We start from the raw sequence: 23,404 nt of genomic DNA on the forward strand, positions 1-23,404 counted from the left end.
AAATCACTTCGCTCGTAATTTGCGCTCCCCTCCTTGCGAAGCAGGGAGGGGCAGGGGGTGGGTCCGCCGCCGGCAGGCGGCGGGGCGCTGGGCGATGGGAGATGAGGTCTTTTGAGCGCGCAGACGCGCGCACCCACCCCTGAACCCCTCCCTTCCAGGGAGGGGCGGAAAACATTTTTCCTGCGCCGCCATATCTGCCGCCGGCGCGTTCTGCTCCGCGACATTCCCCATCGGAGACCGACGATGCGCAATCCCAATGCCGCCGACTGGATGAAGATCGGCCTCGACACCTGGATGCTGGGGGTGGAAGCCTCCACCGTGATCGGCTTGCGCATGGCGAAGCTTGCGGCCGGTGGCCCTGCCGCTACGGCCGAGGCACAGCGGATGGTGGCGGAAAAGATGCAGGCGGCGTGGGAATTGCAGCTCGCGGCGGCTACCGGCCGGCTGGGCAGCAGACCGCATGGCCAGGCGGGGAAGGCGCTTCGCCATTATCGGCGCAAGGTGCGGGCCAATGCCCGGCGGCTTGGCTGACACGCCATCTTTCGCGGACCGGCGCGGCGCCGTATAGCTCCGCCGATGACGTCTGCCGCCAACGCCAATCCCGCCCTTCCCGCCGATTGGCGCGATTTCCTTGCGCTGACCAAGCCGCGCGTGATGACGCTCGTTGTCTTCACCGGCCTGTGCGGCATGCTCGCCGCGCCGGTGCCGATCCACCCCGTGCTGGGCTTCACGGCTATCCTGTGCATCGCGCTCGGCGCCGGTGCGGCGGGCGCGCTCAACCAATGGTATGAGGCTGATCTCGACGCAAAGATGAAGCGGACACGCGGCCGGCCGCTGCCCGATGGGCGGATGGACCGCGAATCGGCGCTGCATTTCGGCGTCGGGCTGGCCGGGTTCAGCCTGGCGCTGATGTATTTCGCGATCAACCTGACCGCGACGCTGATCCTTGCAGCGTCGATCCTCTTCTATGTCTTCGTCTATACGATCTGGCTGAAGCGCCGGACGCCGCAGAATATCGTGATCGGCGGCGCGGCGGGGGCCTTTCCGCCGCTGATCGGCTGGGCGGCGGCGACGGGCAGCGTCGCACCGCTGCCGATCCTGCTGTTCCTGCTGATCTTCCTGTGGACGCCGCCGCATTTCTGGGCGCTCGCGCTGTTCGTCCAGACCGATTATGCCAATGCCGGCGTGCCGATGCTGCCGGTGGTGGCGGGCGAGCGCAGCACGCGCATCCAGATTGGCCTCTATACCCTGCCGATGATCGCGACGGCGGCGGCGCCCTGGCCGCTGGGGCTGACCGGCATGGTCTATGGCCTGACGGCGGCAGTGATGTCGGGCATCTTCCTGGCGATGGCGGTGCAGGTGGCGACGCGCCGCACCGAGCCGGATGACAAGATGGTCCCCGAAAAACGGCTGTTCAAATTCTCGATCCTCTATCTGTTCGTGCTATTCGGGGCGCTGGTGATCGACAGGTGGATATAATGACAGACAGAGAGGATGACCTGATTCGCCGCCCCGCCACGCCCAAGGCCGAGGCAGAGGCGGTTCGCGCGCGGCAAATGGCGCGCGCGCGGGTGATGGCGCTGCTGCTCGGCGGATTCGTGGTGCTGGTGTTCGCGATTTCGATCGTGAAGATGAAGATCGGACACGGCGGATGAAGATCGGCCGCAATCTGCGCGTCGGCCTGCTTGCCGCGCTGCTCGTGTGCGGCATGACCGGGCTGGGTTTTGCCGCCGTGCCGCTCTACCGCATGTTCTGTCAGGCGACGGGCCTCAATGGCACTACCCAGCGCGGGCTGCGCGCGCCGGGGGCGACCGGGCAGAAGATCACGGTGGCGTTCGACAGCAATGTCAGCCCCAAGCTGCCATGGAAATTCGTGCCCGAACGCCGCGCCGACACCATCGACATCGGCGGGCGCGACATGGCATTCTTCACGGCTACCAACCAGTCGAACCGCACCATCACCGGCACTGCGACGTTCAACGTCACGCCCGCCCAGGTCGGTAAATATTTCACCAAAATCCAGTGCTTCTGCTTCACACAGCAGACGCTGAAGCCCGGTGAGACGGTACGGATGCCGGTGATCTTCTATGTCGATCCGAAGATCCTCAACGATCCGGATACGCGCGACGTGGAAGAGATCACGCTTTCCTATACATTTTATCCTGTGGATTCGGAGAAAACACCGGGTTAGAGTTTCACCAAACACAAGGCATAGGAAGAGCGAATGGCTGGAGCGAGAAACCACCAGTACCACATTCTGCCCCCCAGCATCTGGCCGCTGTTCGGCTCGGCTGCCGCGCTGATCATGGCGTCGGGTGGGGCACTGTGGATGAACAAGGTGCCCAATGCCAATCTGGTGTTCTTCACCGGCCTCGCCATGGTGGTGCTCACCATGTTCGGCTGGTGGAGCAAGGTGATTCAGGAGGCGCATGCCGGCGATCACACGCCGATCGTGCAGCTCCACCTGCGCTACGGCATGATCCTGTTCATCGCTTCCGAAGTGATGTTCTTCGTCGGCTGGTTCTGGGCCTGGTTCGATTTCTCGCTCTTCCCTTCGCATGTCGAGGCGGTCGGCGGCACCTGGCCGCCCAAGGGCATGGAAGTGCTCAACGCCTGGCAGTTCCCGCTGCTCAACACGCTGATCCTGCTCTGCTCGGGCTGCACCGTCACCTGGGCGCACCACGGCCTGATCCACAATGAACGCGGCGGCGAGATGAAGGGCCTGTGGGGCGTGCTCGGCGTCGGCGAGAATGACAGCGTCAAGAAGGGGCTGTGGCTGACGATCGTGCTCGGCCTCTCGTTCAGCTGCTTCCAGGCCTATGAATATATGGAAGCGCCGTTCCCCTTCGCGGCGTCCGGTCCGGGCGGCTCCAGCTATGGCGGCGCCTTCTTCATGGCGACGGGCTTCCATGGCTTCCATGTCATCGTCGGCACGATCTTCCTGATCGTGAACCTGGTGCGCGCCTATCGCGGCGATTTCACGCCCCGCCAGCATTTCGGCTTCGAGGCCGCTGCCTGGTACTGGCACTTCGTCGACGTGGTGTGGCTGTTCCTGTTTGCGTCGATCTATGTCTGGGGCGGCTGGGGCGCGCCGGTACACGCCGGCTGACGTGAGCCAACCCGATCCGAACACGCCCGGGGGAGGCAGCGCCGCGCTGCCTCCCCCGATTGCTTCCGGCCTCTATGGCTCTTGCCCCCGCTGCGGCGCCAAGACGCTGTTCCGCAGCTTCACCGCCTTTGCCGATCGCTGTTCCGCGTGCGGGCTCGATTTCCGGGCCTTCAACGTCGGCGACGGGCCGGTGGTGTTCCTGACGCTGGGCATCGGCACGATCATCACCATCCTGGCGCTGTGGGTGGAATTCAGTTTCGAGCCGCCCTGGTATGTCCATATCCTGCTGTGGGTGCCGCTGACCGCGCTGCTGACCGTGCTGACGCTGCGGGTGGCCAAGGGCCTGCTGCTAGCGCTCGAATATCGCAACAAGGCGCAGGAAGGGCGGCTGCGCCAGGACTGATGCGACGGCTGCCGCTGATCCCCACGCTGGTCGTCGCGCTCGCCGTCGCTGCGATGGTGGCGCTGGGCGTCTGGCAGTTGCAGCGCCGTGCCGAGAAAGAAGCGGCGCTTGCCCGCTATGCCGCCAATCTCGACCTTCCCCCCGTTCCGCTGGCGGGGGGCGAGACGGACATGGCGCTGCTGTTCCGCCGCGCAAGCGCGACCTGCGCTGCCGTTACCGGCTGGGAGCGGCAGGGCGGGCGCAGCGCGGCGGGCGGGCAGGGCTGGCGCCAGATCGCGCTGTGCCGCACGCCCTCGGGCGCGCCGCTGCGTTTCGACATGGGCGTGGCGCGCGACCCGATGTTCCGCCCCGCCTGGGCCGGCGGTCGCGTATCGGGCACCATCACCCACGCGCCGGATCACCGGCCGCTGATCGTCGCGCTGTTCGACACCAGCCCCAAACCGTTGATGCTGGTCGCGGCGTCGCCCGCGCCCGGACTGGCAGCCACCGCACGGCCGGACCTTTCGAGTGTGCCCAACAACCACCTTGCTTATGCCGTGCAGTGGTTCCTGTTCGCCGGCGTGGCGGTGATCATCTATTTGCTGGCGCTGCGGCGGCGCTAGCCGCGATTACTCCTCGACAGGATAGACCTTGCCGACATGCGGTTCGCCGCGCGTCGCGGCGAAGCATTCCTGCCGCTGGCGCTCCCGATAACGCTCGCGGTCGGCGTCGCTGCGCTCGTGGTGGCAGGCGGCGCAGCTCACCCCTGCCTCGTAGAGCGGCGAGCGGCGATCCTCGGCGCTGACCGGCCGGCGGCATGCGAAGCAGAGCTCGTAGCTGCCAGGCACCAGCCCATGTCCGACCGTCACCCGCTGGTCGAACACGAAGCATTCGCCGTCCCACAGGCTCTGTGCCTCGGGCACCTTCTCCAGATAGTTCAGGATGCCGCCCTTCAGGTGGAACACCTGCTCGATCCCCTCGGCCTTGAGGAACGCGGTCGACTTCTCGCAGCGAATGCCGCCGGTGCAGAACATCGCCACCTTGGGCGGCGCCTCCCCCTTGCCGAGCAGTTCGTCGCGATGCGCGCGGAACCATTCGGGGAAGTCGCGAAAGCTCTTCGTCTGCGGATCGATCGCGCCGCGAAACGTGCCGGCGGCGACTTCATAGTTGTTACGCGTGTCGATCACGATTGTGTCGGGATCGGCGATCAGCGCGTTCCAGTCCTCGGGCGCGACATAGGTGCCGACGCTGCCCAGCGGGTCGATGTCGGGCTGGCCCAGGGTGACGATCTCGCGCTTCAGGCGCACCTTCATGCGGTGGAACGGCATGGCCGGTGCGCGCGAATATTTGACATCGAGCTGCGCACAGCCCGGCAGCGCGCGGATATGGGCGACCACGGCGGCAATGGAATCGTCGCTGCCGGCGATGGTGCCATTTATGCCTTCGCGCGCGAGGAGCAGCGTGCCCTTGATACCCCGGCCGCAGCATAATTTGGCCAGCGGCGCGCACAGCGCTTCAGGATTGTCGAACGGCGTGAACTGGTAGAGCGCCGCGACTGCAACGGGCAGCGCGGCAAGGTCGAGAGACTCGTGCATCGCGGGGGTTTAGCGGCAATCGCCGCGCGGTGCGATGCCGCTGTTTGCGACTTGCAAGCCACTTCTATCGACGGTCCGCCGCCGAAAGCGACCGTCCCCCTCACCCTTCCGCCGCTTCGCGGCTCCCTCCCTCTCCCACAAGGGGAGAGGGAGCAAGAGCGCACAACTCCCTCTCCCCTTGTGGGAGAGGGAAGGGGCCCATCGCGTCAGCGATGGGAAGGGTGAGGGGGACGCGGGCTCAATTGCGATAGCCGCGCAAGCCGCGCCTCAATCGCGCAGCAGTTCGTTGATCCCGGTCTTGCTGCGCGTCTGCGCGTCGACCGTCTTGACGATCACCGCGCAGTACAGCCCCGGCTTGCCGCCTTCGGAGGGCAGGGTGCCCGGCACCACCACCGCATAGGGCGGCACTTCGCCGCGATAGACCTGGCCCGTCGCGCGGTCGACGATCTTGGTCGAGGCGCCCAGATACACGCCCATCGACAGCACCGCGCCCTCGCCGACGCGCACGCCTTCGGCCACTTCCGCGCGGGCGCCGATGAACGCGCCGTCGCCGATGATGACGGGATCAGCCTGCAGCGGCTCCAGCACGCCGCCGATGCCGACGCCGCCCGACAGGTGGACGTTCTTGCCGATCTGCGCGCAGCTGCCCACCGTCGCCCAGGTGTCCACCATCGTGCCCTCGCCGACATAGGCGCCGATGTTCACGAAGCTCGGCATCAGCACGCAGCCCTTGCCGATATGCGCGCCGTGGCGCACGACGCTGCCCGGCACCGCGCGGAAGCCGGCTTCGCGGAACGCCGCCTCGCCCCAGCCGGTGAATTTCGACGGCACCTTGTCGAACCAGGCGGTGCCTTCCGGCCCTGGCATCACGACATTGTCGTTCAGGCGGAAGCTGAGCAGCACCGCCTTCTTGAGCCACTGGTTGACCTGCCAGCCGCCTTCCGCGGTCGGCTCGGCGACGCGCGCGGCACCGCGATCGAGCAGGTTCAGCGCCTCGGCGACCGCTTCGCGCACGGCGCCTTCGGTGGCGAAGTTCAGGTTGGCGCGGTCTTCCCAGGCGGCGTCGATGGTCGCGGCAAGATCGGTCATGTCAGCTCTCCAGGATGCTGTGGAGCCAGGCTCCAAGGTCGGTGATGGTATAGTCGATGAAGCTGCGGTCGGCGTCCGGCGTTTGTTCGGAGCCATTGTCGATCCACACGGTCGTCATGCCGATCGCCTTCGCCGGCTTCAGGTTGCGCGCCATGTCCTCGACGAACAGCGATTCGCACGGGTCCAGCGCATAGGCCTCGCACAGCCCGTGATAGGCGGAAGGCTCCGGCTTGGGTCGATAGGCCGTGGCGTGGATGTCGTGGATCGCCTCGAACGTCTCGCCCAAGCCCAGCCGGTCGAGCACCTTGGCGGCATAGGGCGCATCGCCGTTGGTGAAGACCAGCTTGCGCCCCGGTAGCCGCGCCAGCGCCTCGATGAGCGCCTCGTTGCGCGCCAGCACGGTCATGTCGACGTCGTGGACATAGTCGAGATAATGGTGCGGGTCGGTGCCGTGATCGGCGATCAGCCCGGACAGCGTGGTGCCGTGCGCGTGGAAATAGCCCTTCTGCACCCGGCGCGCCTCTTCCGCCGAGCAGCCGAGCAGTTGCTGCACATACTCGCCGATCCGGGCGTCGATCATCGCGAACAGGTTCGCCTCCGCCGGATACAGCGTGTTGTCGAGGTCGAAAATCCAGTTGCGGATATGGGAGAGCTGCGCGAGCATGGCGGCGCGGCTCTACGGGTTGGAGGGCCGCGCCGCAAGCCGGGGCAGGGTTTTCGCGGCAGGTCTTGGTAAACAAAAAATAAGAGAATCCAATGTAATCAAGGGCCTCCTGATTGGGGTAATGACATGCGGGTGGCGTTGTGTGCGTGTTGGATGCAGTCCGTTGCGATTGGCGGTCTGCTGGCATTGGGGGCATGTTCCGGCGGTGGAGGCGGTGGCGGAGTATCGACCACCCCCGCGCCCAGCCCGGCGCCTTCGCCGACACCGACGCCGACACCCGTGCCGACGCCCGTGCCGACGCCCACGCCTACGCCGACCCCGGCCGTCAATTACGACACCGCCGAATATCGTGCCACGGTGGGCGCCGTGTCGATGAATGCGCTGGTCGCCTATAACAACGGCGCCACCGGTGCGACGGTGAAGGTGGGCGTCATCGATTCGGGCATCGACCTGCAGAGCCAGGAATTTGGCGATTGTTCGGGCGGCATCGGCACCGGCACCTGTCGCATTCTCGCCAGTTCCAGCGACAATGCGGGCAATAGCTCGATCGCCGATGTCGGCGGCCACGGCACCGCCGTCGCCTTCACCCTGGCGGGGCGGCGCAACGGCACCGGCACGCAAGGCGTGGCGTTCGACGCGCAGCTGGTGATCGAACGCGCCGATACGCCCGGCACCTGCGACGGCAAGGACGCCAGCACCTGCAAGTTCAATGATAGCGCGATTGCCGCCGGGCTGGATGCCGCCCGCGTCGCCGGCGCGCGGGTCGTCAACATTTCGCTGGGCGGCGATCCGCCCTCGCAGACGATGATCAACGCGATCAACCGGGCGACTGCGGCCGGCGTCATCATCGTCATCGCCGCCGGCAATGATGGTGCCGCAAATCCCGATGGATTCACTTCGCCCGCGACCAACAGTGCGGTGTCGCGCGGGCTGGTGATCATCGCCGGTTCGGTGGACAGCAACGACAAAATTTCCAGCTTCTCGGACAAGGCCGGCAGCAGCGCCAATGTCTATCTGGCCGCGGTGGGCGAAAGCGTTCGCGCGCCTGATGCGCATGGCACGCCCTATCTCTGGTCCGGCACGTCCTTTTCGGCGCCGCAAATCGCCGGGGCGGTCGCGCTGCTGGCGCAGGCCTTTCCCAACCTGACCGCCAAGCAGATCGTCGACCTGCTCTATGCCACTGCGCGTGACGTGGGGGATCCGGGCGTGGATGCGGTCTACGGGCACGGCGTGCTCGATCTGACCCGCGCTTTCCAGCCGGTCGGCACCATGTCGCTGGCGGGTTCGGGCGGCAAGGTTTCGGACAGCGTCAACGGCACGCTGTCGACGCCGATGGGCGATGCGCAGCAGGGCGCGCTGGGTACGGTGGTGCTCGATTCGTTCAATCGAGCCTTCCAGACCGACCTGCACGGCACGTTCAGCCACCAGCAGGTCAGTCGGAACCTCAGCACGCTGATGGCGACGCGCGACCGCAGCTTCTCGGTCGGCATGGGGCAGATGCATATTGCGGTGTCGTTGGTGCCGGCGCAGGATTCGGTGCAAATTCGGCCGCTGAACATCACCAGCCATGATGCGGGTGTCGCGCGGATGCTCGCCACTACCGTCAGCGGGCGGCTGGGCAGCAACGTCCAGTTCGCCTTCGGTGCGTCGCAGAGCGGCAATGTGCTGACCGCGCAGCTCGCCGGGCGCGACGATCCTGCCTTCCTGATCGCGCGGGACCCCAGCAACAATGCCGGGTTCGACGTGGCGGTCGGCGGATCGGCGGCGGTGCGCCAGGCGCTGGGGCCGTGGGGCATCACCATGGCCACCGAGTATGGTGATGTGCTCAGCCAGCGCGACGGCGCGATTCCGGCGCTGCGCTATATCTATCAGCGCTTTGGCTATAGCCGGATGACGCTGGCGCTCGACCGGCATTTCGGCGGGCTGATGACCAGCCTTGGCCTCACCCGGCTCGACGAGCGCAACACCGTGCTGGGCGCGCGCTTCAGCCCGGGCGTGGGCGAGCCGCGCGCGGACAGCCTGTTCCTCGACCTAGCCGCGCGCTGGACTCTGGGCAGCGGCTGGAGCCTGGGCGGATCGATGCGGCGCGGCTGGACCCATGCGCATCTCCGCGACAATGTGCAGGGCGGCGGCCTGATCCGCACGCGCGGCTACGCTGCCGATCTGGGCAAGGACGGGCTATTCGCTGCCGATGACAGTTTCGGCTTCCGCATTGCCCAGCCGCTGCGGGTTACGGGCGGCGGGCTCGACCTCGCACTCCCGCAGGGCTGGGACTATGCCAGCGAGAGCGTGACGGGCTGGGCGATGTCGCGGATCAATCTGGCGCCGGTGGGGCGCGAGATCGATTACGAGCTGCGCTATCGCCGGCCGTTCCTGGGCGGCGATGTCAGCAGCAATCTGTTCCTGCGCCGCCAGCCGGGCAATTTCGCCGCCATGCCCGACGATCTGGGGGGCGCCTTGCGGCTGAGCTGGGGGTTCTGAGCGGCGCGGACAAAGAAATGCTGTCGCCCGCAATAGCCGGTCTGGACTGGCGGAGCGGGCGGGGGCTCCCCATCTCCGGAGCATGACTGCGTATTCGTTGCTCGATCTGGTGCCGGTCGTCCAGGGCGGCACCGCCGCACAGGCGCTGGCCAATGCGGCCGATCTGGCCGCTCATGCCGAAAGTCTCGGCTTCTCTCGCTATTGGGTGGCCGAGCATCACGGCATGGAGGGGATTGCGAGCGCCGCAACCTCGGTGGTGATCGCGCATGTCGGCCATGCCACGCGCTCCATCCGCATCGGCGCGGGCGGCATCATGCTACCCAACCACGCCCCGCTGCAGATTGCCGAACAGTTCGGCACGCTGGATGCGCTGTTTCCGGGCCGAGTGGATCTGGGGCTGGGCCGCGCGCCGGGCTCCGACCAGCGCGTCGCCGCTGCGATCCGCCGCAACCTGGAAAGCGACGCCAACCAGTTCCCGCGCGACGTGCTCGAGCTGCAGAGCTTCTTTGCCGATGATGGCCAGACCGGCATACGCGCCACGCCGGGGGCGGGGGCAAAGGTGGCGCTGTGGATTCTCGGCTCCAGCCTGTTCGGCGCGCAGCTCGCCGCGATGCTGGGCCTGCCCTATGCCTTCGCCTCGCATTTCGCACCCGGCCTGATGGACGAGGCGATTGCCGTCTATCGCCGCCAGTTCCAGCCCTCTGCGGTGCTGGAGAAGCCCCATGTGATGCTGGGCTTCAATGTTTTCGCAGCAGACAGCGACGAAGAGGCCGAACTGCTCGCCAGCTCGCAGCAACAGGCGTTCGTCGCGATCCGCACGACCGGGCGCGGCATCCAGTTGCCGCCACCGGTGCCCGGCTATCGCGCCACGCTGGGGCCGCAGGGCAATGCGATGCTCGATCAGGTGCTGTCGGCCTCGGCGATCGGTGGGCCGGCAAAGATTGCACGCGAGATTGCCGCGTTCGTGGAACGCACCGGTGCCGACGAATTGATGCTGACCAGCGCGATGTTCGATCATGCCGCTCGCAAGCGGAGCCTGGCAATTGCGGCCGAGGTGATGCAGGCACGGGTGCCGGCCTGATCCCCCGTTGGGTGGCGCCTGCCGCCCTACGGGGGACAATGTCTGGTGACAGGCTGTCGCGGCGTTCGGCGGGGGAGCCGTAGCACCGCGACACCATGATCTCTGCACCCGCTTTCGTGCGTGCGAATGTCAAATTATTTCACGGGTGAAATCATCCCGCCGCCGGCAAACGCAGCCGCACCAGCAGCCCGCCCAGATCCTCGCTTTCTTCGAGGCTGACGGTGCCGCCATAGATTTCGGCAACGTCGCGCACGATCGCCAGGCCCAGCCCGGTGCCGGGCTTGCCCGTGTCCAGCCGTACGCCGCGATCGAAGATGCGGATGCGGTCGGCTTCGGGAATGCCGGTGCCGTCGTCCTCCACCAGAATTTCGACGAAGCCGGCCTCCAGCCGCACCGTCACGAACACGCTGCCGCCGCCATATTTGGCGGCGTTCTCGACCAGATTGCCCAAAATCTCGTCCAGATCCTGCCGCTCGATATGGGCGATCGTCTCGTGCGCACCGTCGATGTCGATCCGCACATTGGGGTAAAGCCGCGCCACCGCCCGCTCCACCGCCTGCACCGAGGGCCACACATCCGCCCGGCTGTGCGCGCTGCCGCGCCGGCCGACGGCGCGGGCGCGGGCGAGGTGATGGTCGATCTGCCGCCGCATCGTCCGCGCCTCGCGGATCACCGTGTCGGGCAGGTCCGCCTGTCCCGCCGCCGCCGCGTTCATGATCACGCTGAGCGGCGTCTTCAGCGCATGGGCCAGATTGCCGGCGTGGCGCCGCGCCTCTTCGGCCTGGCGGTCGTTATGCTCGACCAGCGCGTTCAGCTCGGCCACCATCGGGCCCACTTCGGCGGGCAAGGGGCCGTCGACGCGCTTGGTCCGCCCGGCGCGCAGGCTCGCGATTTCCTTGCGCACCTTGCGCAGCGGCAACAGCCCGTACCAGGTCTGCAGCGCCGCCATCAGCACCAGCCCCAGCCCGAGCAGCGCAAAGCTGCGCACCAGCGTGCGGCGCACGGCGGCAATCTGCGCGTCGAGCGTGTCGCGGCTTTCCGCCACCTGGAACCGCCAGCGCACCGGCGATCCGGGCAGCGTCAGGTCGCGCTCGGCGATGCGCAGCCGCTGGTTGCCGGGATCGTCGCGGCGGGCGTCGGGGCGCTTGTCGACAAATTCGTCGCTGTCATAGAAATGGATGTCGCGGTCGTCATGCACCGCATCCACTTTCAGGCGGCGATCCCAGAGCGACATCGAGGGGAAGGGCTCGAACCCCTTGCCGCTGATCTGCCAATAGGCGCCTGAATTGGGCTCAAGGAACCGCTGGTCGGCAAGCTGGCGGTTGAGCGTCACCGCGCCACGCGTGTCGAGTTCGGCCGACACGATCAACGATGATACGAGATAGTCGAGCTGATCGTCGAAATTGCGGGTGATCGCGCTGGTCAGCACGCGGTCGAGCGCGAATCCGCCGCCGACTAGCAGCAGCAGAATCCACGCCGTCGCAACCGCCAGCATGCGTCGGCTGACCGAACCGGTAATACGCACCGGCTGGCTTTCTCGGTCCGGCTCGGCATGCCCGCCGCCTGCCATGCTGCGCGTCTCCGCTGCGTCCGCAGGCGCGGGATCGTGCTCCGGCAGGTCGGACGGCGACGCACTTTCCACCCGGAATGCCCTCAGGCCGGTTCGTCGAGGCTATAGCCCAGGCCGCGGATGGTGGTGATGACGTCGGCACCCAACTTCTTGCGGATGCGCGTCACGAACACTTCGATCGTGTTCGAATCGCGGTCGAAATCCTGGTCGTAGATATGCTCGATCAGCTCGGTGCGGCTCACCACCTTGCCCTTGTGGTGGAGCAGATAGCTGAGCAGCTTGTATTCCTGCGCGGTCAGCTTCACCGGCTCGCCGGCCTTGGTGACCTTGCCCGAGCGCGTGTCGAGACGGATGTCGCCTGAGGTCAGCTCGGCCGAGGCATTGCCCGAGGCGCGACGGATCAGCGCGCGCAGCCGGGCGATCAGTTCCTCGGTCTGGAACGGCTTGGCGACATAATCGTCGGCGCCGGCATCGAGGCCCGCCACCTTGTCCGACCAGCTATCGCGGGCGGTCAGCACCAGCACGGGCATCGCCCGACCTTCCTTGCGCCAGCGATCGAGCACCGTAAGCCCATCGATTTCGGGCAGGCCGAGATCTAGGATCACCGCGTCATATTGCTCGTTCGAGCCGAGATAGAGGCCTTCCTCACCATCGGTGGCGAGGTCGACGGCATAGCCGGCACCTTCCAGCGCGGTGCGGAGCTGGATGCCGAGATTGGGTTCGTCCTCGACGATCAAAAGTCGCATTCGCTGGTCCCCGTCCTTTCGTTGCCTAGTTTCAGTTGCCGACACGCCGCAGGATCTGGCCATTATGGCCATCCACCTCGACCCAGATCACCGACCCATTGCGCAGGAACTTGAGCGTGTAAACGTCGCTTTCGGGATCATAGTCGAATCCCAGATATTGCGCGCCCCGCATCAGCGGGATCACCCGCCGCTCAATCTCGCGCACCGGCAAATTCTGGCCCTGTACCCGCCGCTGTCGCGCCATGTCCTGGCCGCGATCCTGGCTGATGCCGTTGGAATGTGCAGCAGCCGGGCCGACGAGCATCAGGCTCGCGAGCAGCGCGCACATAACGGGTTTCACCAGCATCGGCATCCGCATGGCATAGGGTCCGGGCATTGAATAGCCCCTGAACACGCCGCTAATCCGCCGTTCGGCAATTGTGGCATAGATGCATCGCCCGCTGCTTGCCGTTTGCGGGCATGGACCCTAGGTGCTGCCGCATGGCTGCTCCGGTGCTTTCCTATGAAGGGCTGGGCCTCGTGCAGGGGTCCGGCTGGCTCTTCCGCAATCTCGACCTTTATATCGGCGAGCGCGATCGGCTTGCGCTGATCGGCCGCAACGGCGCGGGCAAGACGACCCTGCTCAAGCTGATCGCCGGCGCGATCGACAGCGACGAGGGCCGCCGCACCATCGTTCCCGGCACCCGCGTGATCCTGCTCGAACAGGAACCGCGCATGGCCGGCTGCAACACGCTGATGGACTATGTCCTTTCGGGCAGTGACGCCCCGGCACAGCATGCGGCGGAGGCGATCGCCGACCAGCTCGGCATCGACCTCAGCCGCGAAGCCGCCACCGCGAGCGGCGGCGAGCGTCGCCGCGCCGCCATTGCCCGCGCGCTGGCGCAGGATCCCGATGTGCTGCTGCTCGACGAGCCGACCAACCATCTCGATCTCGGCGCGATCGAATGGCTCGAAGACTGGCTCACCCGCTACAAGGGTGCCTTTGTCGTCATCAGCCACGATCGCACCTTCCTCACCCGTCTGACCCGCCAGACCCTCTGGCTCGATCGTGGTTCCATCCGCCGCGCCGAAATCGGCTTTGGCGGGTTCGAGGCGTGGACCGAACAGGTCTATGCCGAGGAGGAGCGCAACGCCCAGCGGCTCGACGCCAAGCTCAAGATCGAGGAGCACTGGCTCCAGCGCGGCGTCACCGGCAGGCGCCGCCGCAACCAGGGCCGCCTCGCCAAGCTCAAGGAAATGCGGGCCGAACGCGCCAGCATGATGGGGCCGCAGGGTACCGCCGCGCTCGTCACTGCCTCGGACGGCAACCAGACCAAGGTGGTGATCGACGCGAAGCACGTCACCAAGCGCTTCGGCGACCGCACGATCATCAAGGACTTCAGCTTCCGCGTCACCCGCGGCGACCGCATCGGCCTGGTCGGGTCGAACGGCGCGGGCAAGTCCACCCTGCTCAAGATGCTGACTGGCGAGCTTCAGCCCGATGAGGGCGAGGTGAAGCTGTCGCAGACGCTCGACGCCGTCATCATCGATCAGCAGCGCAGCCTGATGGCACCCGACAAGCGCGTGCGCGACGTGCTCGCCGATGGCGGCGACTGGATCGAGGTGCTGGGCGTGAAGAAGCACGTCCATGGCTATCTGAAGGAATTCCTGTTCGATCCCAGCATCGCCGAGGCGCGGGTCGGCACGCTCTCGGGCGGCGAACGCTCGCGCCTGCTGCTCGCGCGCGAATTCGCCCGGCCGTCGAACCTGCTGGTGCTCGACGAGCCGACCAACGATCTCGACCTCGAAACGCTCGACCTGCTGCAGGAAGTAATCGCAGACTATGCCGGTACGGTGCTGATCGTCAGCCATGACCGCGACTTTCTCGACCGCACCGTCACGGTGACTTTGGGGCTCGACGGCAGCGGCATGGTCGATGTCGTGGTCGGCGGCTATGCCGACTGGGAAGCCAAGCGCCGCCCCCGGATCGAGGCGAAAAAGCCGGGCAAGCCCGCCGCTGCCGCCGCGCCGGTGGCGGAAGCCCCCAAGGCGCGCACCAAGCTCAGCTACAAGGACCAGCGCGACTATGATCTGCTGCCGAAGCGGATCGAGGAAATCGACCAGACCATCGCCCGCGACGAAGCCGCGCTGGCCGACCCGGCGCTCTACACCCGCGACCCGGTGAAGTTCGCGAAGCTGAGCGAAGGCATCGCGAAGCTGCGCGCGGAAAAGGAGGCCGCTGAGATGCGCTGGCTGGAGCTGGCGGAGATGGTGGAAGGGCTGGGGTAGTTGGTAGGGCATGCCAAACTCCCTCTCCCCCTGTGGGAGAGGGAAGGGGCCCGCCGCCGCAGGCGGTGGGAAGGGTGAGGGGGACGCCCGCCCGAGGGAGCGGGGGTAATCCGGGGACAGGGAAATCCGGGGACAGTATATCTATTCCGCGCGCGCGTTTGCGCTAGACATTTAGGTCGGTGGGTAAGGCCGAGGGTATTCGCGCAGGGGCGCAAAGGACGCAGAGAAGAAGAGAAGGTGTGTTCACGCGAAGGCGCGAAGGCGCGGAGCGGCAATGCGGTGGTGATAGCTGCCCATATCGGGCGATGCAGAGCCCGTCCCGGTGCTTTAAATAAGTGTTCCTGCTTTCGCAGGAACACGATGCCTCGGTGTGATCAGTACGGGGCTGGCGTCCAGGACCGCTGGCGCAGCATATGCCAACCCTCCGCGTCTCCGCGCGGCCGCGTCTCCGCGTCTCCGCGTGAATCAAAAATTCCTATTTCTTCTTAGTATCTTGGCGCCTTCGCGTGAAACGCGCCAAATAAACGCCTCCAACCCTTGCGCCACCCACGAACGTTCCCCATATGTTCTGCGCTTGACGCCCCAAACGGGGCAAAAGGCCGCTCTTTGAACCCGTTGCTCCCCCAAAAAATGTGTCACGGACCACAACTTCCTAAACTTCGCCTCGCCGCTACAGCGTTTTTCCCTGCCGCCCGGCCAGCTCGACCACATATTGCCACGCCACCCGGCCCGACCGGCTGCCGCGCCGGGTCGCCCACTGGATCGCATCCTCGGGCTCGAACGCCAGTCCGTGCGCCTCGGCATAGCCCCGGACGATCGCGACATAGGTGTCCTGGTCGACGACATGGAAGCCCAGCGACAGGCCGAACCGGTCGGCCAGCGCCAGCTCGTCGTCGATCGAATCGCGCGGATTGATCGCGCTCGACTGCGCCTCGATGTCCCTCGGCAGCAGGTGCCTGCGGTTCGACGTGACCAGCAGCCGGCAATTGCCCGGCCGCGCCTCGGCCCCGCCTTCCAGCAGCGAGCGGAGCGCGCGGGCATCCGCTGCGGCATCGAAGCCGAGATCGTCGATGAAGATCGCGAACGGCCGGTCGGTCGTCGCCAGCAGCGCGAACAGCTCGGGCAGCGTTTCCAGATGCGTGGTCGCCGCCTCGACCAGCGCCAGCCGGCCGCCTGCCGCCTGCACCGCCGCGACCGCGCCCTTGACCAGCGCCGATTTGCCGGTGCCGCGCGCGCCCCACAGCAGCACGTCCTGCGCGGCATGGCCCGCCGACAGTCGCTCAAGATTGGCGAGCAGCGCCGTCCGCTGCTTCTCCACGCCTTGCAGCAGCGCCAGCGGCATCGGTGCGAAGGCCCGAGCCGGCGTCAGGTCGCGGCCGCGCCAGACATAGGCCGGGTGCGCCGCCAGATCGGCGGGCGGGGCGGGCGGCGGCGCTAGGCGTTCGAGCGCTTCGGCAATGCGGATCAGCGGATCGGTCATGCCCGCGCTATAACCGAAAATGCTCAGGAGGCGAGCAGCGCCTGTGCGTCCGCGCGGTCGGGAAAGGCGGGGTCGGCCAGCGCTGCCTGTGCCTGCACCCGCGCCGCATCGCGCTGGCCGAGATCGGCCAGGATCTGCGCCAGATGCCAGCGCAGCCCGGCATGGCGCGGTGCCAGCATCACGGCCTTTTCCAGCAATTGCCGCGCGCCGTCGCTGTCGCCGCTGCGGAACAGTGCCCAGCCATAGGCATCGGCCACCGACGGATTGGTCGGCGCCAGCGCATAGGCGGCCTCGCCAAAGTCGCGGGCAAGGGCGTTTTCGCCGACCCCGGCATAGGCGGCGGCGAGGCTGGCATTGATCGCGGCATCGCCGTCGCCGATCCGGCTGCGCAGCGTTTCGAACGTGTCGATCGCGGCATCATTGTTGCCGGCGGCGAGCTGCCACTGGCCCGACAGCCGCAGCGCCGCGATGTCGGTCGGGTTCTGTGACAGGAACAGCGCCAGCACATTCGCCGCCTCGGGCCGGCGCCCGGCGGCATCGAGCGCTTCGACCAGCCGCAGCATCGTCGGCTCGTCGAAGCGCAGATCGGCGGCGCGTCGGTAGATCTGGGCGGCATCGCCGGGCTGGTGCCGCAGCATCAGCAGGTCGCCGAGTAGCAGCTGCGCCCCGGGCACGCCGGGATTGGCCTTGGCGATTTCCTGTGCCCGGGCAAACGCGGCGCCCTGCTGGCCGTCGGCGAGCAGCGCGCGGATATAGGGGATGGCGATTGCCGGATCGGTCGGCGCGGTCGCGGCCGGTCCGCGCAGCACCGCCAGGCTGTCATCCGCGCTGAACGGGCCGGCGGTTGCCTGCACCGGGTTGGCGGCGCGGTCGAGTAACGTCGCGGCCATGGCGCGATCGCCGATCCGCTCGAAGCCGCGGGCGGCGAGCGTGAGTGCATAGCTGTCGGCATCGGGCCGCAGCAGCACCGGGCGCAGCGTGTCGATCCCGTTGCGGGCGGAATCGGTGCGGAGCAGCGCAGTGGCGAGCAGCTTGCGTGCCGTGATGTTCATCGGCTGGCGGCCGACAAGCTGTTTCAGTTTCTCGATCGCCTGTTCGTAATCGCCCTGCTCGATGTCGATGGCGCCGACCAGCAGCAGCATGCCCGGCATGTCGGCCAGCACGCCGCGGGTCTTGTCGATCAGGCTGCGGGCCAGTTCGTCGTCGCCGGCGCGGGCGGCGATCACGGCCTGCAGATAATAGGCCTGTGGGCTGCCCGGCCGTGTGGCCAGCGCGCGGCGGGTCGCGGCGAGCGCATCGACGCTGCGCCCGGCATCGCCCAGTGTCGCGGCATATTCGATCAGTGCATCGTGATAGGCGGGGTCACGTTTCAGCGCTGCCTCGAACCAGGGCAGCGCACCGGTCAGCCCGAACTGGCTGCGGACCAGCTCGCCGCGCAGCACCAGCGCCTCTATATTGTCCGGATCGTTCTGCAGCGCCCAGTTCGCCGCCTGGACGGCACCCAGCAGATCGCCGCTGCGATAGCGGAAGCGGCCGAGATCGCTCCAGATCGCCGCGTCGCGCGGGGCGAGGCGCAGTGCCTGGTCGAAGGCGGCGGCGGCATCGGCGGTGCGCCCCAGCGCTGCAAGCGCGCGGGCTCGGATGCGCAGGCCGTAGGGCGCGAGGGCAGGCGCGGTCTTGTCCGCCTCTGCCAGCGCGCGGCGCGGGTCTCCCTGGAGCAGCAGCGCATGGGCACGCAGCGGGGCGGCCAGCTTCGCATCGAGGCCTGCCGCCACTGCGCGCTGCACTTCACCTTCGGCGGGGATCCCGTCGCCGGTGGCCAGCATCGCCCGGGCCAGAGCGACATGCGCATCGGCCTTGTCTGGGCTGGCGCGTACCGCCTGCAGTGCGGCGGCGCGGGCGCCATCGGGATTGCCCGCCTTAAGCAGGGCGATACTGCGCGCCAGCGGATCGCCGCCGCCCGTGCCGATTCCGCCGGAAAAGGCAATGAAGGCGAACAGCGCCAGAGCAAAGGCCGCGAATCCGCCGGTGATGACGAGCAGGCGCCGGGCGAGCGCCGTGCTCCTGCCGCGCCGTCGGCGCCTAGGGTTGAAGGTCATAGGCCTTCATCAGGTCGTACAGTGTCGGCCGGCTGATGCCGAGCAGCTTGGCGGTGCTCGAGATATTGCCCTCGGCCCGGGCCAGCGCGTGGCGGATCGCCTTGCGGTCGGCCATTTCGCGCACCGCCTTCAGGTTGATCGGGGTATCGTCGCGCGGGGCGAGGTCGAGATCCTCGGCGGTCACGGACTTGCCCTCGGCCATGATGGCGGCGCGCTTCACTCGGTTTTCCAGCTCGCGGACATTGCCGGGCCAGCCCCAGGCATCGATGGCGGCCAGTGCATCGGCGGCCAGGGTCTTCGGGCCGGTGTGCATTGCCGCTGCGAACTTGTTGAGGAAATGTCGCGCCAGCAGCCCGGCATCGCCTGGCCGCTCCGCCAACGAGGGAATCCGTACTACGATCTCGGCGAGCCGGTAGTACAGGTCTTCGCGGAACCGCCCGTCTGCCACCATCGCATCCAGATTCTGGTGGGTGGCGCAGACGATGCGGGTGTCGACTTCGATCGGTTTGCGCCCGCCGATCCGCTCGATCACCCGTTCCTGCAGGAAGCGCAGCAGCTTGACCTGCAACGGCAGTGGAATGTCGCCGACTTCGTCGAGGAACAGCGTGCCGCGATGGGCCAGCTCGATCTTGCCCTCGGTGGTCTTCACGGCCCCGGTAAAAGCGCCCTTCTCGTGCCCGAACAGCTCCGATTCGAGCAAGGTTTCGGGAATAGCGGCGCAGTTGATCGCGATGAAATTGCCCTTGGCCCGCGGGCTCGCCTCGTGCAGCCCCCGCGCCAGCAACTCCTTGCCGGTGCCGCTGGCGCCCAGCAGCATCACCGATACATCGGCGCCGGCCACCCGCTCGATCGTGCGCGTGACCTTCAGCATTTCGGGCGCGCCGGTGATCATGCCACCCAGCACGGTCGTTGCCTCGGCGCGTGCCGCCAGCCGGCGGTTCTCCGCTTCCAGGGCGTGGACGTGAAAGGCGCGGGCAACGATCATCCCCAGCGTATCGATGTCGATCGGCTTCTGGTAGAAGTCCCAAGCGCCCATCTCGATCGCCCGCAGCATCGATTCCCGCGCGCCATGCCCCGAGGCGACGATTACCTTGGTCGCAGGCGCCAGCCGCAGGATCGCCTCCAGCGTCGCAAAGCCTTCGCTGGTGCCGTCGGGATCGGGCGGCAGGCCCAGGTCGAGCGTCACCACCGCCGGCTCCTCGGCGCGGAGCAGGGTGATTGCCTCGTCGCGATTGGCCGCGCAGTGGATGGCATAGCCCTCATAGGCCCAGCGCAACTGACGCTGCAGGCCGGGATCGTCCTCGACGATCAGCAATTTGGGCATGGCTTCCGGTTTCGTCTGGGTCATGCGGCGCGCTCTGCCGGCAGGTCTGCGGCATGGGCCGCCTTGAGGAGGACACGGAAGCGCGAACCTTCGCCCTCCCGCGATGTGACGTCGATCCGCGCTTGCATCGCTTGGGCAAGCTGCTGCGCCTCGAATGCGCCGATGCCGAAGCCACCGGGCTTGGAGGAGACGAAGGGGCGGAACAATTCGTGGCGGACAAAGGCCGGGGACATGCCGCAGCCGTGGTCGATCACGTCGATTACCACCTGCAGCCCGTCAGCGGCTATCACCAGCGTCACCGGCGCGCCTGCAGGGCTGGCCTCGACCGCGTTCTGGAGCAGATGCCCCAGCACCTGTTCGAGCGCGGCGCTGTCGGCGAGTGCTACCGCGCTGCGGGGGGCATGGACGATGATCGGGTGCGCCGCGCGCCGCGTTGCCGCCACGCGCTCGACTAGCGGTACGACATCGGTCGCCTGTGGCGGATCGGCGCGACCGCGATGATGCTGGCTCAGGCGCGCAAGCAACCCGTTCATCCTTTCGGCTGAATCCTTCAGCGTCGCGATCATATCTGCGCGGAATTCTGGGTTGTCGGCGTGGCGTTCGGCATTGCGCGCGGTCAGCGTCAGTTGCGACACCAGATTCTTGATGTCGTGCAGGATGAAGGCGAAGCGTCGGTTGAATTCGTCGAACCGCTGCGCTTCGGCCAGGGCTTCTTGCGCGCGTGCTTCGGCCAGATGGCTTGCGACCTGCCTGCCGGCTACCTTGAGCAGATCGAAATCTTCCCAATCGAGCCGCCGCGGCACGGCGGGCCGGGCGAGCAGCACCGCGCCGGCGAGCTGGCCCATATGCGGCAGCGGCACCACCACCCAGGCGTTGCTGTCGTCCAGCATCCATTGCGGCACTGCGATCCAATCGGGCGATGCGTCGCCCTGTTCGCGCACGGCGTCCAGATCGACGATCCGGCCCGTGCCCGCCAGATGCGCCTCCAGATCGGGATCGCCGGTGATCGGCAACATGGTGCGATCCCAGTTCCAGCTTGCGCCGGGTAGCAGCCCGGCGCCGTCCGGCAGCAGCAACAGGCCGGCCGGCGAAGCAGTCAGATCGGCCAGCGCCTTGACGATACGCTCCTCCAGTGCGGCCGCGCCGCCTGGTGCCCCCAGCGTTTCGGTGAAGTGCATCCATTCGGCACGATAGTCATAGCGATGGCGGAACAGATGCTTGGCGAGCTGCACCTTCACCCAGGCGCGAATCCAGTCGTTCGACAGCAACGTCAGCAGCGCGGTGGTCGATCCGAACACGAACGCCGTCTGGAACAGCCGCGCATTGCCGCCGCCCAGCGAGCCCAGCGCGCTGGTGACGAAGGCGATGAAGGCGAGATAGGCGCCTGCCGCCGCCACGGACAGCGATTGATAGGCGACCGTGCGGGATACGCGTACCCGCCACTCGCGCTTGCGTTGCAGCGCTACGGTCATCGCCAGCGCAACGCCGACCATCGTGCCACCCCGCAGCGCGGATAGGGTCGCTGACCAGCTACCCGCCAGATAGGCCAGGCTGAACACCGCGAAATCGGCAAGCCACAGCCCGCCTATCGCCAGCGCCAGCCATTGCAGCCCGCCGCTCGTAGCCGTTTCACCCGATGCGCCGTGCAGCGCCTGCACCATCACCAGCGCCGCGACCGCTGCCAGCATGCGTAAAAGCAGTGCGGCGGACTCGATCGCGTGCGCCTGTGGCAATGTGCCATGGGCAAGCGCGGCGATCCCGACGATCATTCCCGCAACTGTGACGAAAGCGATCACGGCGTAGACGCTGCTCAGCACCAGCAGTGCCCGCCCTTCTACTGCCTGGCGATGGACCCGGAAGAGAAATGCGATCCAGGCAAGGTCGCGTACACCTTCAATGACCTGCGTCACCAGCTCGCGATCGCCAATGCCGGCAACTGCGAGCGCCCAGAGCGCGGTAGCGCCGATCGCGAAGGACATCAGGCGCGGCGCAGTGCCACGCCGCCCGCGCCGCAGCGCGCGCAGGGTCAGCGCCCCGAACAGCAACGCGGCCAGGGCGTGCATCCAGAGGCTGAGCGCCGTCACCATCAGCGTGCGCCCTCGGGAAACAGGATGACGCGAGCCGTCTGCAGCAGGATCAGCAGGTCGAGGAAGGGCGAGTAGTTTTTCGCATAATAGAGGTCATATTCCAGCTTCTGGCGCGAATCCTCGATCGAGGCACCATAGGGATAGTTGATCTGCGCCCAGCCGGTGATACCCGGCTTTACCATGTGCCGTTCGGCGTAATAGGGCAGCTTCTGTTCCAGATCCTCGACGAACTGCGGGCGTTCCGGGCGCGGGCCGACAAAGCTCATTTCGCCTTTCAGCACACTCCAGCATTGCGGCAACTCGTCGATGCGCAGCTTGCGGATCACGCGGCCGACCCGAGTGATGCGCGGGTCATCCTTTTCCGCCCAAACCGCTTCCCCGGGCGCTTCGGCGTCCTGACGCATCGAGCGCAGCTTGATCACATCGAAGCCCTGGCCATAGAGGCCGACCCGGCGCTGGCGGTATAGCGCAGGGCCGCGGCTTTCCAGTTTGATCAGGACGGCCGTCACCAGGATCAGCGGTACCATCGTCGTGAGCAGCACCATGCTGGCGACGATGTCGAACACTCGCTTGAACACGCTCGACACCATCCGTCCCGACGAGAAGCCGTCGGAAAAGATCAGCCAGCTGGGATTGACGCTGTCGAGGTCAACCCGACCCGTCTCTCGTTCCAGAAAGGTGGAGATTTCGTTGACATGGACGCCGGTGGTCTTGATCCGCAGCAAGTCCTTCAGCGGCAGTGCGTTGCGCCGCTCCTCAAGCGCGAGCACGACTTCGCTGGCGTTGAGCAGCACCACATGGTCCGCCAGATTATAGATGGCGTCGCGCGCGATCGCCTCGGGGATCACGCGGTTTGCTTCGCTCATCGCGATATAGCCCACCACGGCAAAGCTGGCACCTGGCAGCTTGGACAATGTCTTGAGCCGGGCGGCGCGGGGGCCGGCGCCCAGCACGACGATCCGCCGCTTGAAGGCGTGACTGCCCAGCGTCTTGCCGAGCAGGATGCGCAGCAGCATCAGCAGCACGATGGCGAACACCGCAGCATAGAGAAGGTTCGAGCGCCAGAAGCCGATCGGCGGAATCAGGAAGTAGAGCACGCTGAGCGCGATCACACCGATACAGATCGAAACGATGAGCCGGGCAAGCGCCTGGCGCAGTGACTGGAGGGCATGGGAGCCATAGACGCCGACTGCGATCATGGTGATTTCGAGCGCAACGGCAAAACTGGTCAGCTGTGGCCAGCGCGTGTCGATCGCGCCCGGCAGCATGCCGATCTGATGGGCGCGCAACTGCCACCCGAGCTCGCCGGATGCGACAAGCGCCGCGGCATCCAGCAAGCCGAGCAGCAGTACCGCGTTGGGCACATATTGCTTGAAAAGGCGGGTCATCGTTTCTCCGCATTAACGGCGAAGTGTAAACGAATCCGACA

21 protein-coding genes are annotated in these 23,404 nt (G+C 66.9%); 10 read left to right on the forward strand and 11 right to left on the reverse strand.

Features of this window, described 5'->3' with window-relative positions:
• Positions 1–243: 243 nt before the first annotated feature.
• The 7 genes from ACT53K_RS00955 to ACT53K_RS00985 are packed head-to-tail and all read left to right on the forward strand — an operon-like array spanning position 244 to position 4,114.
• Positions 244–531 carry a hypothetical protein gene (locus tag ACT53K_RS00955; protein WP_476226651.1) on the forward strand — a complete coding sequence of 96 codons (288 nt, stop codon included), beginning with the start codon at positions 244–246 and terminating at the stop codon, positions 529–531.
• A gap of 45 nt (positions 532–576) precedes the next feature.
• Positions 577–1,479, forward strand: a complete 903-nt coding sequence (locus ACT53K_RS00960) for a heme o synthase (protein WP_476226652.1) — start codon at positions 577–579, stop codon at positions 1,477–1,479.
• Positions 1,479–1,655, forward strand: coding sequence for a hypothetical protein (locus ACT53K_RS00965; protein ID WP_476226653.1), 177 nt, complete (start codon positions 1,479–1,481; stop codon positions 1,653–1,655). Before ACT53K_RS00960 ends, ACT53K_RS00965 begins: the two co-directional genes overlap by 1 nt.
• Positions 1,652–2,191, forward strand: a complete 540-nt coding sequence (locus tag ACT53K_RS00970; RefSeq protein WP_476226654.1) for a cytochrome c oxidase assembly protein — start codon at positions 1,652–1,654, stop codon at positions 2,189–2,191. The genes ACT53K_RS00965 and ACT53K_RS00970 overlap by 4 nt, the downstream gene beginning before the upstream one ends.
• Positions 2,192–2,224: 33 nt before the next feature.
• Positions 2,225–3,109: a cytochrome c oxidase subunit 3 gene (locus ACT53K_RS00975; protein WP_476226655.1), complete on the forward strand. Its 885-nt coding sequence runs from the start codon at positions 2,225–2,227 to the stop codon at positions 3,107–3,109.
• 1 nt (position 3,110) lies between these two features.
• Complete coding sequence (locus ACT53K_RS00980) at positions 3,111–3,512, forward strand: DUF983 domain-containing protein (RefSeq protein WP_476226656.1); 402 nt, start codon at positions 3,111–3,113, stop codon at positions 3,510–3,512.
• Positions 3,512–4,114: an SURF1 family protein gene (locus tag ACT53K_RS00985; protein WP_476226657.1), complete on the forward strand. Its 603-nt coding sequence runs from the start codon at positions 3,512–3,514 to the stop codon at positions 4,112–4,114. Before ACT53K_RS00980 ends, ACT53K_RS00985 begins: the two co-directional genes overlap by 1 nt.
• A 6-nt stretch (positions 4,115–4,120) precedes the next feature.
• On the opposite strand, the gene trhO is transcribed toward ACT53K_RS00985, so the two are convergent.
• The 3 genes from trhO to ACT53K_RS01000 all read right to left on the reverse strand — a co-directional run bounded on the left by trhO (position 4,121) and on the right by ACT53K_RS01000 (position 6,839).
• Positions 4,121–5,086 carry an oxygen-dependent tRNA uridine(34) hydroxylase TrhO gene (gene trhO / locus ACT53K_RS00990; protein ID WP_476226658.1) on the reverse strand — a complete coding sequence of 322 codons (966 nt, stop codon included), beginning with the start codon at positions 5,084–5,086 and terminating at the stop codon, positions 4,121–4,123.
• Between the two features lie 267 nt (positions 5,087–5,353).
• Positions 5,354–6,175 carry a 2,3,4,5-tetrahydropyridine-2,6-dicarboxylate N-succinyltransferase gene (dapD, locus tag ACT53K_RS00995; RefSeq protein WP_476226659.1) on the reverse strand — a complete coding sequence of 274 codons (822 nt, stop codon included), beginning with the start codon at positions 6,173–6,175 and terminating at the stop codon, positions 5,354–5,356.
• A gap of 1 nt (position 6,176) precedes the next feature.
• The gene (locus tag ACT53K_RS01000; protein ID WP_476226660.1) at positions 6,177–6,839 is read right to left on the reverse strand and encodes a pyrimidine 5'-nucleotidase; all 663 of its coding nucleotides are present in this window, start codon (positions 6,837–6,839) and stop codon (positions 6,177–6,179) included.
• Between the two features lie 153 nt (positions 6,840–6,992).
• Here ACT53K_RS01000 and ACT53K_RS01005 point away from each other — a divergent pair, with 153 nt between their 5' ends.
• Together ACT53K_RS01005 and ACT53K_RS01010 are read left to right on the forward strand one after the other, a co-directional pair.
• Positions 6,993–9,320 carry a S8 family peptidase gene (locus ACT53K_RS01005; protein WP_476226661.1) on the forward strand — a complete coding sequence of 776 codons (2,328 nt, stop codon included), beginning with the start codon at positions 6,993–6,995 and terminating at the stop codon, positions 9,318–9,320.
• A gap of 82 nt (positions 9,321–9,402) precedes the next feature.
• A complete protein-coding gene (locus ACT53K_RS01010; RefSeq protein WP_476226662.1) occupies positions 9,403–10,401 on the forward strand; it encodes an LLM class flavin-dependent oxidoreductase in 999 nt (332 codons plus the stop codon).
• Between the two features lie 151 nt (positions 10,402–10,552).
• Here ACT53K_RS01010 and ACT53K_RS01015 read toward each other — a convergent pair whose 3' ends face one another.
• From ACT53K_RS01015 to ACT53K_RS01025, 3 genes are all read right to left on the reverse strand, one after another.
• Positions 10,553–11,971 (reverse strand): sensor histidine kinase, encoded by a 1,419-nt coding sequence (locus ACT53K_RS01015; RefSeq protein ID WP_476227266.1) that lies wholly within the window; start codon positions 11,969–11,971, stop codon positions 10,553–10,555.
• Between the two features lie 83 nt (positions 11,972–12,054).
• Positions 12,055–12,717 (reverse strand): response regulator transcription factor, encoded by a 663-nt coding sequence (locus ACT53K_RS01020; RefSeq protein ID WP_476226663.1) that lies wholly within the window; start codon positions 12,715–12,717, stop codon positions 12,055–12,057.
• A gap of 31 nt (positions 12,718–12,748) precedes the next feature.
• Positions 12,749–13,093 (reverse strand): hypothetical protein, encoded by a 345-nt coding sequence (locus tag ACT53K_RS01025; RefSeq protein ID WP_476226664.1) that lies wholly within the window; start codon positions 13,091–13,093, stop codon positions 12,749–12,751.
• Positions 13,094–13,197: 104 nt separating this feature from the next.
• On the opposite strand from ACT53K_RS01025, the gene ACT53K_RS01030 reads away from it, so the two are divergent.
• On the forward strand, positions 13,198–14,985 hold the full coding sequence (locus tag ACT53K_RS01030) for an ABC-F family ATP-binding cassette domain-containing protein (RefSeq protein WP_476226665.1): 1,788 nt from the start codon (positions 13,198–13,200) through the stop codon (positions 14,983–14,985).
• A gap of 670 nt (positions 14,986–15,655) precedes the next feature.
• Here ACT53K_RS01030 and ACT53K_RS01035 read toward each other — a convergent pair.
• From ACT53K_RS01035 to ACT53K_RS01055, 5 genes are read right to left on the reverse strand one after another with little or no spacing between them, the layout of a single operon-like run.
• On the reverse strand, positions 15,656–16,465 hold the full coding sequence (locus ACT53K_RS01035; protein ID WP_476226666.1) for a DUF815 domain-containing protein: 810 nt from the start codon (positions 16,463–16,465) through the stop codon (positions 15,656–15,658).
• Positions 16,466–16,488: 23 nt separating this feature from the next.
• Complete coding sequence (locus tag ACT53K_RS01040) at positions 16,489–18,564, reverse strand: tetratricopeptide repeat protein (protein WP_476226667.1); 2,076 nt, start codon at positions 18,562–18,564, stop codon at positions 16,489–16,491.
• Entirely contained in the window at positions 18,548–19,912 is a 1,365-nt protein-coding gene (prsR, locus tag ACT53K_RS01045) for a PEP-CTERM-box response regulator transcription factor (protein ID WP_476226668.1), read from the reverse strand. The genes ACT53K_RS01040 and prsR overlap by 17 nt, the downstream gene beginning before the upstream one ends.
• Positions 19,909–21,975, reverse strand: coding sequence for an XrtA/PEP-CTERM system histidine kinase PrsK (gene prsK / locus ACT53K_RS01050; protein ID WP_476226670.1), 2,067 nt, complete (start codon positions 21,973–21,975; stop codon positions 19,909–19,911). The genes prsR and prsK overlap by 4 nt, the downstream gene beginning before the upstream one ends.
• The gene (locus ACT53K_RS01055; RefSeq protein ID WP_476226671.1) at positions 21,975–23,363 is read right to left on the reverse strand and encodes a TIGR03013 family XrtA/PEP-CTERM system glycosyltransferase; all 1,389 of its coding nucleotides are present in this window, start codon (positions 23,361–23,363) and stop codon (positions 21,975–21,977) included. Before ACT53K_RS01055 ends, prsK begins: the two co-directional genes overlap by 1 nt.
• Positions 23,364–23,404 lie beyond the last annotated feature (41 nt).

This window comes from Sphingomonas sp. DMC8, from assembly GCF_056314185.1.